15 protein-coding genes are annotated in these 16712 nt (G+C 56.4%); 8 read left to right on the top strand and 7 right to left on the bottom strand.

Annotated features, from left to right (window positions below):
• The first annotated feature begins 231 nt into the window (after positions 1-231).
• The 4 genes from KDX30_RS10605 to KDX30_RS10590 all read left to right on the top strand — a co-directional run bounded on the left by KDX30_RS10605 (position 232) and on the right by KDX30_RS10590 (position 5502).
• Complete coding sequence (locus KDX30_RS10605) at positions 232-2004, top strand: N-acetylglutaminylglutamine amidotransferase (protein WP_231675707.1); 1773 nt, start codon at positions 232-234, stop codon at positions 2002-2004.
• A 4-nt stretch (positions 2005-2008) separates the two neighbouring features.
• A complete protein-coding gene (ngg, locus tag KDX30_RS10600; RefSeq protein WP_099269588.1) occupies positions 2009-3757 on the top strand; it encodes an N-acetylglutaminylglutamine synthetase in 1749 nt (582 codons plus the stop codon).
• A 95-nt stretch (positions 3758-3852) separates the two neighbouring features.
• Complete coding sequence (locus KDX30_RS10595; RefSeq protein ID WP_027899419.1) at positions 3853-5055, top strand: osmoprotectant NAGGN system M42 family peptidase; 1203 nt, start codon at positions 3853-3855, stop codon at positions 5053-5055.
• A gap of 219 nt (positions 5056-5274) precedes the next feature.
• Complete coding sequence (locus KDX30_RS10590; protein ID WP_027899418.1) at positions 5275-5502, top strand: YheU family protein; 228 nt, start codon at positions 5275-5277, stop codon at positions 5500-5502.
• On the opposite strand, the gene csrA is transcribed toward KDX30_RS10590, so the two are convergent.
• The 4 genes from csrA to KDX30_RS10570 all read right to left on the bottom strand — a co-directional run bounded on the left by csrA (position 5503) and on the right by KDX30_RS10570 (position 7743).
• Positions 5503-5718: a carbon storage regulator CsrA gene (csrA, locus tag KDX30_RS10585; protein ID WP_231675706.1), complete on the bottom strand. Its 216-nt coding sequence runs from the start codon at positions 5716-5718 to the stop codon at positions 5503-5505.
• A 149-nt stretch (positions 5719-5867) separates the two neighbouring features.
• A complete protein-coding gene (locus KDX30_RS10580; protein WP_027899416.1) occupies positions 5868-6200 on the bottom strand; it encodes a YnfA family protein in 333 nt (110 codons plus the stop codon).
• Between the two features lie 238 nt (positions 6201-6438).
• Positions 6439-7254, bottom strand: coding sequence for an SDR family oxidoreductase (locus KDX30_RS10575; protein ID WP_231675705.1), 816 nt, complete (start codon positions 7252-7254; stop codon positions 6439-6441).
• 117 nt (positions 7255-7371) lie between these two features.
• Positions 7372-7743, bottom strand: coding sequence for a DUF2784 domain-containing protein (locus KDX30_RS10570; RefSeq protein WP_231675704.1), 372 nt, complete (start codon positions 7741-7743; stop codon positions 7372-7374).
• A 232-nt stretch (positions 7744-7975) separates the two neighbouring features.
• Here KDX30_RS10570 and KDX30_RS10565 point away from each other — a divergent pair, with 232 nt between their 5' ends.
• Positions 7976-8134 carry a DUF3309 family protein gene (locus KDX30_RS10565; RefSeq protein ID WP_080238018.1) on the top strand — a complete coding sequence of 53 codons (159 nt, stop codon included), beginning with the start codon at positions 7976-7978 and terminating at the stop codon, positions 8132-8134.
• A gap of 396 nt (positions 8135-8530) precedes the next feature.
• Here the strand turns inward: KDX30_RS10565 and KDX30_RS10560 are convergent, their stop codons facing one another.
• The 3 genes from KDX30_RS10560 to KDX30_RS10550 all read right to left on the bottom strand — a co-directional run bounded on the left by KDX30_RS10560 (position 8531) and on the right by KDX30_RS10550 (position 11812).
• A complete protein-coding gene (locus KDX30_RS10560) occupies positions 8531-10189 on the bottom strand; it encodes a cation acetate symporter (protein WP_027899412.1) in 1659 nt (552 codons plus the stop codon).
• Positions 10186-10497 (bottom strand): DUF485 domain-containing protein, encoded by a 312-nt coding sequence (locus KDX30_RS10555; RefSeq protein WP_002552552.1) that lies wholly within the window; start codon positions 10495-10497, stop codon positions 10186-10188. Before KDX30_RS10555 ends, KDX30_RS10560 begins: the two co-directional genes overlap by 4 nt.
• A gap of 466 nt (positions 10498-10963) precedes the next feature.
• The gene (locus tag KDX30_RS10550; protein ID WP_231675703.1) at positions 10964-11812 is read right to left on the bottom strand and encodes a glycine betaine ABC transporter substrate-binding protein; all 849 of its coding nucleotides are present in this window, start codon (positions 11810-11812) and stop codon (positions 10964-10966) included.
• Between the two features lie 1182 nt (positions 11813-12994).
• Between KDX30_RS10550 and KDX30_RS10545 the strand changes: the two genes are divergently transcribed.
• From KDX30_RS10545 to KDX30_RS10535, 3 genes are all read left to right on the top strand, one after another.
• Positions 12995-14293: a serine/threonine protein kinase gene (locus KDX30_RS10545; protein WP_027898475.1), complete on the top strand. Its 1299-nt coding sequence runs from the start codon at positions 12995-12997 to the stop codon at positions 14291-14293.
• The gene (locus KDX30_RS10540; RefSeq protein ID WP_027898474.1) at positions 14286-15098 is read left to right on the top strand and encodes an MlaA family lipoprotein; all 813 of its coding nucleotides are present in this window, start codon (positions 14286-14288) and stop codon (positions 15096-15098) included. Before KDX30_RS10545 ends, KDX30_RS10540 begins: the two co-directional genes overlap by 8 nt.
• 269 nt (positions 15099-15367) lie before the next feature.
• Complete coding sequence (locus tag KDX30_RS10535) at positions 15368-16222, top strand: pirin family protein (RefSeq protein WP_231675702.1); 855 nt, start codon at positions 15368-15370, stop codon at positions 16220-16222.
• The last annotated feature ends 490 nt before the right edge of the window (positions 16223-16712 follow it).

Below are 16712 nucleotides of genomic sequence, written 5' to 3'. Positions count from 1 at the left end.
CTTGTTCGCGAGAGGCTTCACGCGGTGATTCAGGCACATCGCCCCCTCGAGAACAAGTTCGCTCCTACCAGTTTGTATGAGCCTCACATGAGCTCGGCACCTTCGGATATTCAGGTAGCCAACACCTGCTTATAACCGATTGATCTAAAACTCCCCCGTTTCCCATGGGTCAGTTCATGGGTGGCTGCATTTTCTCAGCCACCTTCCCCAACGGAAAACCGGTAAGGACTTATGTGCGGATTAGCAGGTGAACTACGTTTCGACCATCAACCAGCGGATCTGGCCGCTGTTGAACGCATTACCCATGAGCTGGCGCCTCGCGGCCCGGATGCGTGGGGGTTTCATAGCCAGGGGCCGATTGCCCTTGGTCATCGCCGCCTGAAAATCATGGACCTGTCGGACGGCTCGGCGCAGCCGATGATCGACAGCCACCTTGGTTTGTCCATGGCCTTCAACGGTGCGGTGTACAACTACCCGGAACTGCGTACCGAGCTGCAAGGCCTGGGTTATCAGTTCCATTCCGACGGCGACACCGAAGTGTTGCTCAAGGGCTATCACGCCTGGGGCGTTGATCTGCTGCCCAAGCTGAACGGCATGTTCGCCTTCGCAATCTGGAATCGCGACAAGCAGGAATTGTTCATCGCTCGTGACCGTCTCGGCGTCAAGCCGCTGTACTTTTCGCGTACCGACAAGCGCCTGCGCTTCGCATCAACGCTGCCTGCACTGCTGAAAGGCGGAGACATCAGCGGCATGCTCGACCCGGTAGCGCTCAATCAATACCTGAACTTCCACGCCGTAGTCCCTGCCCCGCGCACGCTGCTTGCCGGTGTCGAAAAGCTCGCACCGGCCAGCTGGATGCGCATTGACGCCCACGGCAAGACCGAGCAGAAAGTCTGGTGGCGTCTGCCTTACGGGCCGCACGCTGACGAGGCTAACCTCACTCTGGAAGACTGGCGTGATCGTGTGCTCGACAGCACCCGCGAAGCCGTGGCGATTCGTCAACGTGCCGCAGTAGATGTGGGCGTACTGCTTTCGGGCGGTGTGGATTCGAGCATGCTGGTTGGATTGCTGCGGGAAGTCGGCGTCGAAAACCTGTCGACCTTCTCCATCGGTTTTGAAGATGCAGGCGGTGAACGTGGTGACGAATTCCAGTACTCCGACCTGATCGCCAAGCATTACGGCACCAATCACCATCAACTGCGTATTCAGGAACACGAGATCATCGAGCAATTGCCTGCGGCGTTCCGCGCCATGAGCGAACCGATGGTCAGCCACGACTGCATCGCGTTTTACCTGCTGTCCCGGGAAGTCGCCAAGCATTGCAAAGTGGTGCAAAGCGGCCAGGGTGCAGACGAATTGTTCGCCGGTTATCACTGGTATCCGCAAGTCGATGGCGCCGCCGACCCGGTCGCTGCCTATCGTGATGCCTTTGTTGACCGCAGCTACGACGAGTACGCCGCCACCGTCCAGCCTAAATGGCTGACTGCCAATGACGCAGCGGGCGATTTCGTCCGTGAGCATTTCGCTCAGCCAGGTGCTGATGCGGCGGTAGATAAGGCGTTACGTCTGGACAGCACGATCATGCTGGTTGATGACCCGGTCAAGCGCGTTGACAACATGACCATGGCCTGGGGTCTGGAAGCGCGTACACCGTTCCTCGACTACCGCCTTGTTGAACTGTCGGCGCGTATTCCCGGCAAATTCAAGCTGCCCGATGGTGGCAAGCAGGTACTGAAAGAAGCTGCGCGTCTGGTCATTCCTTCGGAAGTGATCGACCGTAAAAAAGGCTACTTCCCGGTTCCGGGCCTCAAGCATCTGGAAGGGGCCACATTGGGTTGGGTACGCGACCTGCTGGTCGACCCCAGCCAGGATCGCGGCCTTTTCAACCCAGCCATGATCGACAAACTGTTGACCAACCCGGAAGGTCAACTGACTCCTCTGCGCGGCTCGAAGTTGTGGCAGTTGGCGGCGCTGAACCTGTGGCTCAGCGAACAAGGACTCTGATTAAATGAAACAGCATTCGACGACGTACAGCCAGCGCCTGCTGCGCGGTCAGTCGCCCTCCTATGAACGTCTTCAGGCGCGATTCGCTGAAGACGGCAGCGACACTGAAGCCAAGCCGCTTGCGCTGCACTGCGGCTGGGGGCGACTGCTGATCGGTCACACCTACCCCGATCCGGCGACGCTTGCCAATGAACTGCTCAATGAAAAACCCGGAGAACGCGACATCGCGTTGTACGTCGCTGCGCCGCAGCAAGTACTGGCTCAATCACCACAGCAGCTGTTTCTCGATCCGTCGGACACACTGCGCCTGTGGTTCAGCGATTACCGCCCGGCGCAGCGCGTATTTCGTGGCTTCCGGATTCGTCGCGCCCAGAACAGTACTGACTGGCAGGCGATCAACAACCTGTACATCGCTCGCGGCATGTTGCCCATTGACCCCGAACTGCTGACCCCGCGTCATCAGGGCGGTCCGGTGTACTGGCTAGCGGAAGACGAAACGACTAACGCGGTGATCGGCAGCGTCATGGGCCTCAATCACCACAAGGCGTTCCACGATCCGGAAAACGGCAGCAGCCTCTGGTGCCTGGCGGTAGACCCGCAATGCACCCGACCCGGGGTTGGCGAAGTGTTGGTTCGACATCTGGTTGAGCACTTCATGAGCCGTGGCCTGAGTTATCTGGACCTGTCGGTGCTGCATGACAATCATCAAGCCAAGGCTTTGTATGCCAAGCTCGGCTTCCGTAACTTGCCGACTTTCGCCATCAAGCGCAAAAACGGTATCAATGAAGTGCTGTTCCTCGGCCCGGGTCCGCAGGCGGACTTTAATCCTTATGCACGGATCATCGTCGAAGAAGCTCATCGGCGCGGTATTGAAGTGCAGGTTGATGATGCTGAAGCTGGGTTGTTCACGCTGGCTTATGGCGGCCGCCGGATTCGCTGCCGGGAATCGCTGAGCGATCTGACCAGTGCTGTAAGCATGACCCTGTGCCAGGACAAAAGCCTAACCCACAAAGCCCTGAAAGCGGCAGGTTTGAAGCTGCCAGCTCAGCAACGGGCTGGTGACGAAGACGCGGATCTGGCGTTTCTTGAAGAACATAAACAGATCGTCGTCAAACCACTGGATGGCGAACAAGGCCAGGGCGTCGCGGTCAACTTGCGCACCCCCGAAGAAATGCGCGGAGCCATCGAGCGCGCCAGACAGTTCGATACGCGGGTAATTCTGGAAAGCTTTCACGAAGGCCTTGATCTGCGCATTGTCGTGATCGGATTCGAGGTGGTGGCTGCCGCTATTCGCCGCCCGGCAGAAGTGGTCGGCGATGGCCGCCATACCATCGGGCAATTGATTGAAGCCCAGAGCCGTCGCCGTGCCGCCGCAACCAGTGGTGAAAGCAAGATTCCCGTGGATGAAGAAACCGAGCGCACGGTACGTGACGCAGGTTATGAGTTTGACAGCATATTGCCGATGGACGAGCGCCTGGCCGTTCGCCGCACTGCCAACCTGCACACCGGTGGCTGCCTTGAAGATGTCACGTCGATTCTGCACCCGGTGCTGAGCGACGCGGCTATCCGCGCAGCCCGCGCTTTGGACATTCCGGTAGTAGGCCTCGACCTGATGGTCCCTGCCGCTGATCAGCCCGAGTATGTATTTATCGAGGCCAATGAACGGGTTGGCCTGGCCAACCATGAACCGCAACCCACGGCAGAAAAGTTTGTTGATCTGCTGTTTCCGCACAGTTTGCCTGCACATAGCTGAGAGCAGCCTCAAGCCTCAAGCTGCAAGCCAAAAGCGGACCCGGTCCAGCTTGTAGCTTGCGGCTAATAACTTGCAGCTGCTCCGAAGGAGCTCAAATGACCACTGCAAAAAATATCCCCGAACCGGATCTGAACTACCTGCAGAAAGTCCTGTTGGAAATGCTCGCGATCCCAAGCCCGACAGGCTTCACCGACACCATCGTGCGCTATGTCGCCGAGCGTCTTGAAGAGTTGGGCATACCGTTCGAACTGACCCGTCGCGGCACGATTCGCGCCACGCTGAAGGGCAAACAGAACAGCCCTGACCGTGCAGTCTCTGCGCATCTGGACACCATTGGCGCCGCCGTGCGAGAGGTGAAAGAAAACGGTCGCCTGTCACTGGCGCCGATTGGCTGTTGGTCGAGCCGCTTCGCCGAAGGCAGCCGCGTCAGCGTATTCACTGATCACGGCGTGATTCGCGGCAGCGTGCTGCCGTTGATGGCGTCCGGTCATGCGTTCAACACTGCAGTTGATGAAATGCCCATCAGTTGGGATCACGTCGAGCTGCGCCTCGATGCTTACAGCACCACCAAGGCCGATTGCGAATCCCTGGGCGTTGGCATCGGTGACTTCGTCGCCTTTGACCCGCTGCCCGAGTTCACTGAAAGCGGCCATATCAGCGCTCGACATCTGGATGATAAAGCCGGGGTCGCCGCGCTACTGGCGGCACTCAAGGCCATCGTCGACAGCGGCGCCGAGCCTCAGATCGATTGCCACCCACTGTTCACCATCACCGAGGAAACCGGCACCGGTGCTGCAGGTGTACTGCCTTGGGATGTCAGTGAGTTCGTCGGCATCGATATCGCTCCGGTTGCTCCCGGTCAACATTCCAGCGAACACGCCGTGAGTGTCGCAATGCAGGATTCCGGTGGCCCTTACGACTATCACCTGTCCCGCCATCTGCTGCGTCTGGGCAGTGAGAATGAACTCCCGGTACGTCGCGACATGTTCCGCTATTACTTCAGCGATGCCCATTCGGCGGTCACCGCAGGCCACGACATTCGTACCGCATTGCTCGCGTTTGGTTGTGATGCCACTCATGGTTACGAGCGCACTCACATCGACAGCCTCGCGGCACTGAGCCGTCTGCTGGGCGCTTACATGCTCAGCCCGCCGGTTTTCGCCAGCGACGCACAGCCCGCGCAATCTTCGCTGGAGCGCTTCAGCCATCAGATCGAACACGACACACAGATGGAAACCGATACCCGCGTGCCGAGTGTCGACAGCCTGCTTGGGCAGCATAAGGAAGAGGTGGAGTAGCAATCTTCGGCTTGAAATATGTCCTGTAGGAGCCGAGCTTGCTCGCGATAAACGATAACGCGGTATACCTCCCTATCGCGCTAGCCTTATCGCGGGCAAGCCACGCTCCCACAAGGGAATCGCGTTTCAAATTTACTGGCGGGGATAAGCCGCGATTATTCCACCTGCTTTTTCCACACATCGGCACTATCATCGCCGGGAATTGATGCGAGAACGCCCATGCTGATTCCTTACGACCAACTCGAAGCCGATACCCTCACCCGCCTGATAGAGGACTTCGTCACGCGTGACGGCACCGACAATGGTGACGAAACGCCGCTGGAAACTCGCGTACTGCGCGTCCGGCATGCATTGAGCAAAGGCCAGGCGGTGATTTTTTTCGATCTGGAAAGCCAACAGTGCCAGCTCATGCTCAAGCATGACGTGCCCAAGGAGTTTTTTGACTGATCAGGACTTAGCGCCTGGAACCGCCCGGGTGGCTTTTGCCGCCTGCTGTGAAAGCCTTTGAGCGATACGTTTGTAAACCTCTGCCCGGTGCACTTTGACGTGCCTGGGCGCTTCGACCCCAAGTCGTATCTGATTGCCGTGAATGGCCAGAATATGGATGGTGATGTCATCACCGATAGAAAACACTTCTCCTGCGTCGCGCATTATTACCAGCATGTCCCTGCTCTCTTATTGTTTACCAGAGGGCAGAGTGCATGGCCTGTCTACGGTCATCAATTGGCCAGGTAAAATTCAGTAATGTCCTTCGTCTCCGCCGGAATTGGTCGAAGGAAATGTCTTACATAACTGCGACCGACGTAGGAAATTTACTGCGCTGACCAGCGCGGACCGAACAGAATGATGCTCGCGCCAATCACACAAAGTGCCGCGCCCAGCCAGTCCGATGACAATGGTCTGACCCGCTCGATAAGCCCCAGCCAGGCAATGGAAGCGACAACGTAGATCCCGCCATAAGCCGCATACGCCCGACCGGCATACGCCGCCTCGACACGGGTCAGCAACACGGCAAATAACGTCAGACTGATCAGCGCGGGAATCACCCAAAGCGCACTCTTGCCCTGCCGCAGCCACATCCAGAACGCATAGCAACCCGCGATCTCAAACAAAGCCGCCAGAAAAAACCACAGGTAATTGAGCACGGAGAATCTCATCAACAGTTGAAATGATGGCGGCAACCGTATCAGAAAACCGGGGCTGTAACGAAAGGCATGCAGTCCAAAGAGAGCACTTATGAACACCACGCCGGTTGAACCGGGACGCGGTCATGTGGGAGCTGGCCTTGCCCGCGATAAAAGCACCTCGATCTATCCTGAATTGCGTCCAGCCTTATCGCGGGCAAGCCCGGCTCCCACATAGATCAAATTCATAGCTGGTAGTTTACTCCCTGGCCTGCCGCGCCTTCGCCCGCATTTTCTCGCACATGCTCGCCATCTCGTCGTACAGCGCCTGTGGGCTCTTCTGTTTCAGCTGCCAGGCCATACGCCCCTGCTCGTGGGGCAGGATCATGAATTCGCCTTGCGCGACGTGCTCGTAGATATAGTCAGCGATCTCCGCTGCCGTGATCGGCGAGCTTTCCAGCAACTTGCCAACTTGAGCTTTCATGGCTGGCGTCGGTCCACGGAAAGAATCCAGCAGATTGGTCTGGAAAAACGACGGACACACCACGTGGACACCGACTTCCTGCTGACGCAATTCCACCAGCAGACTTTCCGATAAGGCCACCACTCCGGCTTTGGCGACGTTGTAATTGCTCATCGCGGGACCCTGCATGAGGGCAGCCATGGACGCGATATTGATGATCTTGCCCTTGCTCGCTTCCAGCATCGGCAGGAAAGCCTTACAGCCTTTGACGACGCCCATAAGGTTGATCGCGATCTGCCAGTCCCAGTCTTCAAGGGACAGCTCTTTGAAAAAACCACCCGACGCCACACCCGCGTTGTTGACGATGATGTCGACACCGCCAAACTTCTCTTCGCACGTTTGGGCCAATGCGGTCAGTTGACTGTAGTCACGCACATCGCAGCGCTGCACGAAGCCATCGCCACCGGCCTCGCGCACCTGCCTGAGGGTTTCCTGCAAACCGGCATCGTTGACGTCAGACAGTGCCAGACGCCAGCTTTCCCGGGCCCAGCGTAAAGCGATTTCGCGACCCAGGCCGGAACCTGCCCCGGTGATCATGATGCGATTGTGCATAGCAAACGCCTTGTGGTTAGGGGCTCATGTTTTTTTCAACGTGAACTCAGTGTAACCACGGAAATCGTCGCTTCGACCCACCATCAAGGCGCTGAATGACACGGGCAAACCCACGACCTACGCGGGCTTGCGCCATAAGCGAATGACGAGCCAGCCATACACCGCAAGGTTACTCACCACCACTATCGCACCCAGCCACAGCTGGATCTGCGGAGTCAGGCCTGCGGGGTAAATCAACGCGACCAGATAGTGTTCGATGAAGCCTGCCTCGTAACCCACACCACCAGCGCGAACCCGAAGCGCGTTTTCCAGGGGTGTCAGTGGGCAGTAAAGGTGAAAAAACTCCACCACGGCTCCCCAGAGCATCGCGGGTATATGCAACACCATCACCCATCGCCAGCGTAAAACCAGCACCCCGCCAAACAGCACGAAGACGATGAACAACAGATGGACGACCAGTACAGCATCAGCTCCCAGACGATAGAGCATGAAAAATATCCTCAGCGCCAGCAGACGAAAATGAAAACAGTTGTAGGGGTTTAAAGTTCAACGTAATTGAGGCAACTATAAACATTTTTCAAAATGTAAACTTTCTCACCTTTCCGATGGACTTTTTCTGGACGCCTACAGTCGGATCATTCAAGCAGCACAAACTTTATGCCATTGGGCGGAAGCTTGAACTGTTCTAGCCATCTACCAAGAACTAAGGAAGGAATTCATCATGGGCATCGGCACTATTCTTATCATCGTCCTGATCCTGCTGTTGATCGGCGGTCTGCCAGTATTCCCGCACTCCCGCAGCTGGGGCTATGGTCCATCGGGCATCATCGGTACCGTTCTGGTGATTCTGCTGATTCTGGTGTTGCTGGGACGGATATAACGTTCCCACGCCAGCAGTAAAACAGCCCCGCTAAATAGCGGGGCTTTTTATTGGCCTGACAACTAATAGCTTCCAGCGCTTAACTATCAAATCCCCTTTTCATCTAACCACTTGATGGCAAAGTGTCTGACAATCCAACATCGCGACCGCCGTAAACTCCGATGACTTCTATAAAAAATTCAACTACCTGATCTGGAATGCGTTTTCTGTAGGAGCTGCCGAAGGCTGCGAAGCATTTACCCTGACATGCCGCCATCGCAGCCTTCGGCAGCTCCTACAGGTTCAGTATTTGCTGCACCGCTATCCTGTGAGCACAGAATTCGTGTTCAGGTGAAAATTCTCGCGGCAATAAAAAAGCAGCCCGAAGGCTGCTTCTTGTAGAGCACTTACTACTGTTTAGTGCGAGACCGCACCGCTGGCACCCAGGCCAGTCTGCGAGCGTACGAACTGCGGATAGAACAAGGCGCGCTCGCCCTCTGCCGCTTTCGACTTGTCGGTAATCGAGAAGAACCAGATACCCACGAATGCGATGGCGATGGAGAACAGCGCCGGGTATTCGTAAGGGAAGATGGCTTTCTCGTGATGCAGGATCTGCACCCAGATGGTTGGACCCAGAACCATCAGCACCACGGCGCTGATCAAGCCCATCCAGCCACCAATCATGGCGCCACGGGTGGTCAGGTTTTTCCAGTACATGGAAAGCAGCAGAACCGGGAAGTTACAGCTGGCTGCGATGGAGAACGCCAGGCCCACCATGAACGCGATGTTCTGGCTTTCGAACGCGATGCCCAAGAGGATTGCCACGACTGCCAGAGCAATAGTAGTCATCTTCGAGACACGGATTTCGTCCTTCTCGTTGGCCTTGCCAGCCTTGATCACGCTGGCATAAAGGTCGTGAGACACCGCCGAAGCACCCGCCAGGGTCAGACCGGCAACCACTGCCAGAATGGTCGCAAACGCTACTGCCGAAATGAAGCCCAGGAACAGACTGCCACCGACCGCATCCGCAAGGTGCACCGCTGCCATGTTGTTACCACCCAACAAAGCGCCTGCTGCATCTTTGAACGCCGGGTTGGTGCTGACCAGCAGGATCGCGCCGAAGCCGATGATGAAGGTCAGGATGTAGAAGTAACCGATGAAGCCAGTGGCGTAGAGCACGGACTTACGGGCTTCCTTGGCATCACTCACGGTGAAGAAGCGCATCAGGATGTGCGGCAGACCTGCGGTACCGAACATCAGCGCCAGGCCCAGAGAGAACGCCGAGATCGGATCTTTCACCAGACCGCCCGGGCTCATGATCGCTTCACCTTTAGGGTGAACCTTGACCGCCTCGGAGAACAGCATGTTGAAGTCGAAGTTGACGTGCTTCATCACCATCAGCGCCATGAACGACGCACCGGAGAGCAGCATTACCGCTTTGATGATTTGTACCCAGGTGGTTGCCAGCATGCCGCCGAACAGCACATACAGGCACATCAGGATACCGACCAGAATGACCGCAACGGTGTAGTCCAGGCCGAACAGCAACTGGATCAACTTACCGGCACCGACCATCTGCGCGATCAGGTAGAACGCAACCACCACCAGCGAACCGCAGGCAGACAGGGTGCGAATCTCTTTCTGCTTGAGGCGATAGGACGCCACGTCAGCAAAGGTGTATTTACCCAGGTTACGCAGGCGCTCGGCGATCAGGAACAGAATGATCGGCCAGCCCACGAGAAAGCCGATCGAGTAGATCAGACCGTCATAACCCGAGGTGTACACCAGCGCGGAAATCCCCAAAAAGGACGCCGCCGACATGTAGTCACCCGCAATCGCCAGGCCGTTCTGAAAGCCGGTGATTTTGCCGCCCGCTGAATAGTAGTCCGATGCTGTCTTGTTCTTTTTCGAGGCCCAATAAGTGATGTACAGGGTGAAGGCGACGAACACCACGAACATGACGATCGCGGAGATGTTCAGTGGCTGTTTCTGCACAGCGCCGGTCAACGCATCTGCCGCCCAGAGGGACGGTGCAAAAGCGGCCAGGCCGAATGCTGCTGATAGACGCCCGATCATTGCTGTGCCTCCTTCAGGATGGCGTTGTTCAGGTCATCGAATTCACCGTTGGCACGGCGAACATAGATGGCTGTCAGCACAAAAGCAGACAAGATCAGGCCGACCCCGATCGGCATTCCCCAGGTAATGGTCGATGTCGGGCTAAGTTTCGCGCCCAGAATATGTGGTCCGTAAGCAATCAAAAGGATGAAAGCGGCATAAAGCCCGAGCATGATCGCTGAAAGAATCCAGGCGAACCGCTCCCTTTTGGATACCAGCTCCTTGAAACGGGGGCTGTTTTGAATCGAGAGGTAAATGCTGTCGTTCATTGTTTTTGTCCTCGCAGCACAGATGAGATGTCACGTATTGCACTTTAGTCCGGTCTGGCAAGCTCTCCAGACGACCTTAGTATTAGAGCGACATTAGTCGTAGATTGGGGGTTGTGCATTAAATCTGTCGAAGCGAGCGGGTGTGATGCAATCTCGAATATTGGCGCAATATCGTGGGGCCGGCTGTTAGCCGTAAAGAGGCCAGGACAATCACCGAAAATGGGTCGCCTGAAGTATCGCCTTCCCGGCTAAAGTCGGTCCTGAGGATTAGCGCGGTCCAGGTGGGAGCGAGGCTTGCCCGCGATACGTGAGACGCAGTTATAAGGCATACACAATGTGTTGTTTATAGCCCGGATACAGCCCAGATCATGCACCCCAGCATCTTCACCAGACACAAAAACCTGCCAATAAAAAACCGCCCGGTCGTTAACCGGGCGGCTCGGGGTGCTGCGTCAGACGTGGCCGTTTATTTACCCGTCCACTCCTTCACGCGCTCAGGGTTCTTGGCAACCCAGGCTTCAGCCGCTGCTTCAGGCTTCGCGCCGTCCTGGATGGCCAGCATGACCTCACCGATTTCATCCTTGGACTTCCACTGGAACTTCTTCAGAAACTCGACGACTTCCGGTGCCTTGGTCGCCAGCTCTTTGCTGCCGACGCTATCAACGGTTTCAGCAGCACCGTAGACGCCCTTCGGGTCTTCGAGGAATTTGAGCTTCCACTTGGCAAACATCCAGTGCGGCACCCAGCCGGTCACTGCGATGGACTCCTTCTTGTTCTCAGCACGCGTCAGCTCGGCAATCATCCCGGCGCCGGAACTGGCCTGTAGCTTGTAGCCGTCCAGCCCGTAATCCTTGATTGCCTGATCGGTTTTGATCATAACGCCCGAGCCTGCATCAATACCGACAATCTTCTTCTTGAAGGAAGCATCGGTCTTGAGATCTTCAATGCTGTTGGCTTTCACGTACTCAGGCACGATCAGGCCGATCTTGGCGTCCTTGAAGTTGGCGCCATAGTTCACGACGTTGTCTTTGTTCTTCGCCAGATACTCGCCATGAGTGACCGGCAGCCAGGCTGACAGCATCATGTCCAGCTTGCCAGTCGCAACGCCCTGCCACATGATCCCGGCCGCGACCGCTTGCAGCTTCACGTCATAACCCAGCTTCTGTTTGATCACTACAGCAGCGACGTTGGTGGTCGCAACGCTGTCGGACCAACCGTCTACGTAACCGATACTCACTTCTTTGGCATGTGCCAGCGTGGAACTGACAGCAAGCGCCAGAGCGGCACTCACGCCCAGGATTTTTCGCATCTTCATCGTTACTTCCCCGGTAGTCTCGCGCCCGACAAGAGGGTCAGGCATCGTTAACGTTTTTATAAAGACCGCAGTCCGCGCCCAGCCTTGGAGCACCGCGCACTTTTTCACGCCTCAATGACTCGGCGAATGATGGCCAGCATCGTATCGCCCGTTGATCATCAACCCCCAAGGCAATCCGACATGCTCTGTCAGCGACATCAAGACACGGAGAAACGACATCGGCGTGCCATCAGCGACAACCTTGTCGTAAAAAGCGGTCGCCTCCGTCCGGAAATTGCATGTCGAATAGCATTCACCTGTACTGCCGCTTTCGAAGAACCAGCAATTGGTCAGGGCCGGTATACCGCATCGGCTTACCCCACCCCACGTGACAACGAGCGCTACCGGGTAACGCACGTTGATGACAGGAGTGTTACCGCCAGTCCGGCAACCGCTGTAACAGCGTGTAACACGGGAACATATCGCCCCCTCCCTAGCACCTCTCTTTACCCACCAAAAACATAACTCATTGATTTTAAAAGAGTTAAAAAAGTTGGCACAGCTTCTGCTATATCTCTGGCATAACAAGAATAAAAATGCGGCATACCTAATAAGAACAAGACGTATCGGCTCTGACATAATAAGAACAAAGGCACAGAGACGCAGCTAACAGATTTTTTTGGAGTGGATCAGCTTCACTGAGGCGCCTTAGGGCTCTCGCAACCGGGCAGAGAACAATAAAACTACCCTCAGGTAGCTCCCGAACTGGTTGGATCGCAAGGTCGGAGTGAGTCAGCGCTCAAAAAAATACGTTTGCTCTTGATCCCGGATGGGGATCGAACAAGAACGCATTAAAGGGATCGGTCACCAAAAACAACAACAGGCCACCCTAAAACAATAAAAAAAGAGCACGTAAAACCATTTAAAGGGGAGCCTCGGCTCCCCTTTATGCTGTCTGGGGTTTGTCGCGCGCGGCCTGTCCCTGTTTGAATAACCCTATTTGTAACCTCGGTGAGCTCCTACAGGGTTTGATTCCATCCCTTCCCGCTATAAAAAACCACACCACTGCTCTCTTGACGCCAGAGAACGTGTATTGTCTCGATCTATTTACAAAGGTTCGCTTGCGAGTAGGGCACTTTGGCACTACACCGATGGTCATAGCCCGCGTATCTCATCAGCACTTCTTTCCCAAGGGATCTAGTCATGCTCCGTTTCCTGCGCTTCGCTGCCATTGTTGGCGGCCTCTGTTTGAGTGCGTCCGCTATGGCGGTCGATGTCGACCCCGCCACGTATGGCTTTCCTTTAAAGAACCCTTTTGAAGCGACCATTGCCACCACGCCTCCTGACATGCGTCCAGAGTTGCCCGCCGACGATGACATCGACCAGGACGACTACACCCTGAATCTGCGTCCGGAGCGCGAGTTCACGCTGCCAGACAATTTCTGGGCAGTGAAAAAACTACGTTACCGCCTGGCGAAGCAGGATCATGCTGCGCCGCTGATCTTCCTGATCGCAGGTACTGGCGCACCGTATAACAGCACCATCAACGAATTCCTGAAGAAGCTTTACTACGGCGCGGGTTATCACGTCGTACAGCTGTCGTCGCCAACCAGCTACGACTTCATGAGCGCTGCCTCACGTTTCGCGACACCGGGCATTTCTACCGAAGACGCCGAAGACTTGTACCGCGTAATGCAGGCGGTGCGAGCACAACAAACCGAGCTGAAAATCACCGACTTCTATCTGACGGGCTACAGCCTCGGCGCGCTGAATGCCGCGTTCGTCAGCCGTCTGGATGAGACCCGCCGCAGCTTCAACTTCAAGAAAGTCCTGCTGCTCAATCCGCCGGTCAACCTCTACACCTCGATCTCCAACCTCGACAAACTGGTGCAGACCAACGTAAAGGGCATCGATAACAGCACCACTTTCTATGAGTTGGTACTGGCCAAACTGACCCGTTACTTCCGTCAGAAAGGCTACATCGATCTCAACGATGCTTTGCTGTACGACTTCCAACAGTCCAAGCAACACCTGACCAATGAACAGATGGCGATGCTGATCGGCACCTCGTTCCGCTTCTCGTCGGCTGATATCGCCTTTACGTCCGACCTGATCAACCGTCGCGGTCTGATCACGCCGCCGAAGTTTCCGATCACCGAAGGCACCAGCCTGTCGCCGTTCCTGCGTCGCGCGCTGCAATGCGACTTCGATTGCTACCTGACTGAGCAAGTCATCCCGATGTGGCGCGCCCGCACCGACGGTGGCAGCCTGCTGCAACTGGTGGATCAGGTCAGCCTGTATGCGCTGAAGGATTACCTGCACAGCAGCTCGAAGATCGCCGTCATGCACAACGCTGACGACGTGATCCTAGGCTCTGGCGACCTGGGCTTTCTGCGCAAGACCTTCGGCGATCGCCTGACCGTTTACCCTTACGGCGGCCATTGCGGCAACATCAATTACCGCGTCAACAGCGACGCCATGCTGGAGTTCTTCCGTGGCTAAACGTCTTTTACTCCTCGCTGCCCTGCTCTGCGCAGGAACCGTCCAGGCTGCCGACGCCGTCAACAGCAACATTGCTGAACATCCGGCCACTGTGCTTCGTCAGGACGATGCCGACGGCTTTACCCAGCCACTCAAGTCATTGCAGTTCAACCCGGGCCTGGACCAACGGGAATTCGAACGCGCCACTTTGACGGCGCTGGAAGTCTATGACCCGTTGGAGTCGTGGAACCGTCGCGTCTACCACTTTAACTACCGCTTCGACGAGTGGGTGTTCCTGCCGGTGGTCAATGGCTACCGCTACGTAACCCCAGGTTTCGTGCGTACCGGCGTCAGTAACTTTTTCTCCAACCTGGGTGAAATCCCTAATCTGCTGAACAGCCTGTTCCAGTTCAAAGGCCAGCGCTCGCTGGAAACAACCGGCCGCCTGCTGGTTAACACCACCATCGGAGTTGTCGGCCTCTGGGACCCGGCCACCATGATGGGGCTGCCACGCCAGAGCGAGGACTTCGGTCAGACACTGGGCTTCTACGGCGTACCAGCCGGCCCCTACCTGGTGCTGCCGCTCCTTGGCCCCTCCAACCTGCGTGACACCGGCGGCCTGCTGTTCGACTTCACGGCCGAATCGCAGATCAACTTCCTCAACGTGGCTCAGGTCAGCAGCGATCACCCGGAGCTCCTCCTGCTTCGCGCCATTGATCGCCGCTACAGCACCAGCTTCCGCTACGGCCAGATGAACTCACCGTTCGAATACGAGAAAGTGCGTTACGTCTACACCGAAGCCCGCAAGCTGCAGATCGCCGAGTAATACAACGGCGATAAAGAAACGGCCAGCCAGAGTAATCGGGCTGGCCGTTTTTTTATGAGCGATTGGAGGTAAACCTGTGGGAGCGAATTTATTCGCGAATAGGCAGGTACATCCACCACTGTTATAGCGGCTGAAAAATAGTCTTCGCGAATAAATTCGCTCCCACGGTCATCACTTCCATCTACAAACCCGATCAATCACCCGCAAAATCCTCACCCATCAATCGATCAAACAGGCATAGCATGGTCGCTATTGATGAGGAGAACCCCATGAGCCAATTCCGTAAAGTATTGTCCATTCAAGCCGGTCAACCCGCGTCAGACGGTGCCGGTGTAAAGCTGACCCGCGTCTTCGGAGGACAGGGTGTTGAGCAGTTCGATCCGTTTCTGATGCTGGACGAGTTCGGTTCCGACAAGCCTGACGACTACATCGCAGGCTTCCCACCGCACCCGCATCGGGGTTTCGAGACAGTCACCTACATGCTTGAAGGCCGTATGCGCCATGAAGATCACATGGGCAACGTCGGCTTGCTACAGGGCGGCGGTGTGCAGTGGATGACCGCAGCACGAGGCGTTATCCACAGCGAAATGCCGGAGCAGGAAGAAGGCGCCATGCGTGGCTTCCAGCTGTGGCTGAACCTGCCGGGCAAGACAAAGCTGAGCGACGCGAGTTATCAGGATATTCAGCCGGAGAACATTCCGCGCCTGACCACCAGCAATGGTGTTGAGGTGGTGGTGATCGCCGGGCAGTTCGATGACGGCGAGATCCAGCAGGCCGGTGCTGTGCAGCGTCCAGACACCGAGCCGCAGTATTTCGACTTCCACATGCCCGCGGGCAGCAGCATCAGTCCGCGTGTTCCTGATGGGCACCGGGTGCTGCTGTACGTCTACGAAGGCAGCCTGGAAGTTGCAGGCCAGCCGCAGACAGTCAGTACCAGCCGAATGGTGCGTTTGTCCGAGGAAGGCGAATTGCAACTGAACACCGCAAACGGTGCCCGAGTGTTGTTGATCGCAGGCAAACCGCTGCGTGAGCCGATCGTGCAATACGGACCGTTTGTGATGAACACCCGGGAAGAGATAGAGCAGGCATTGCGCGATTTTCGGGATGATCGCTTGACGGCTTGATGCTGTTTTGGGCTGTCGAAAAACGACACTCTCCGTGGCAAACCCACTTGTGCAACGGGTATGCGATCAATTGTCGGAGCGAGGCTTGCCCGCGATAAGGCTGTACGCGATAGACCTGATATCCGCGGTGCTCTTATCGCGGGCAAGCCTCGCTCCCACAGGATTTATGCCATCCCAAACACTGCACCATTTCTAAAAGAGGCCAGCGCAGCCGCCGCATCTGTGTCGCCAGATAGTCAGCCCTACCGGCTAAAGCCGGTCCCACGACTCACTCAATCCGCAAAAAGCGCTTTAACTGTTCGCCCTGAACGATAGCGTCATGGCGGCCAAACTCTGAAACCATCGGGGGCAACCCCACTCCTTCGGGAGGTATGGGATCAACTGTGGGAGCGAGGCTTGCCCGCGATAAGGCTGTACGCGATAGACCTGATATCCGCGGTGCTCTTATCGCGGGCAAGCCTCGCTCCCACAGGATTTATGCCATCCCAAA

It is taken from the genome of Pseudomonas quasicaspiana (assembly GCF_021147825.1).
GTDB lineage: Bacteria > Pseudomonadota > Gammaproteobacteria > Pseudomonadales > Pseudomonadaceae > Aquipseudomonas > Aquipseudomonas quasicaspiana.
Note: the sequence above shows the minus strand (reverse complement) of the source record. Positions and strands in the feature narration are given on the sequence as shown.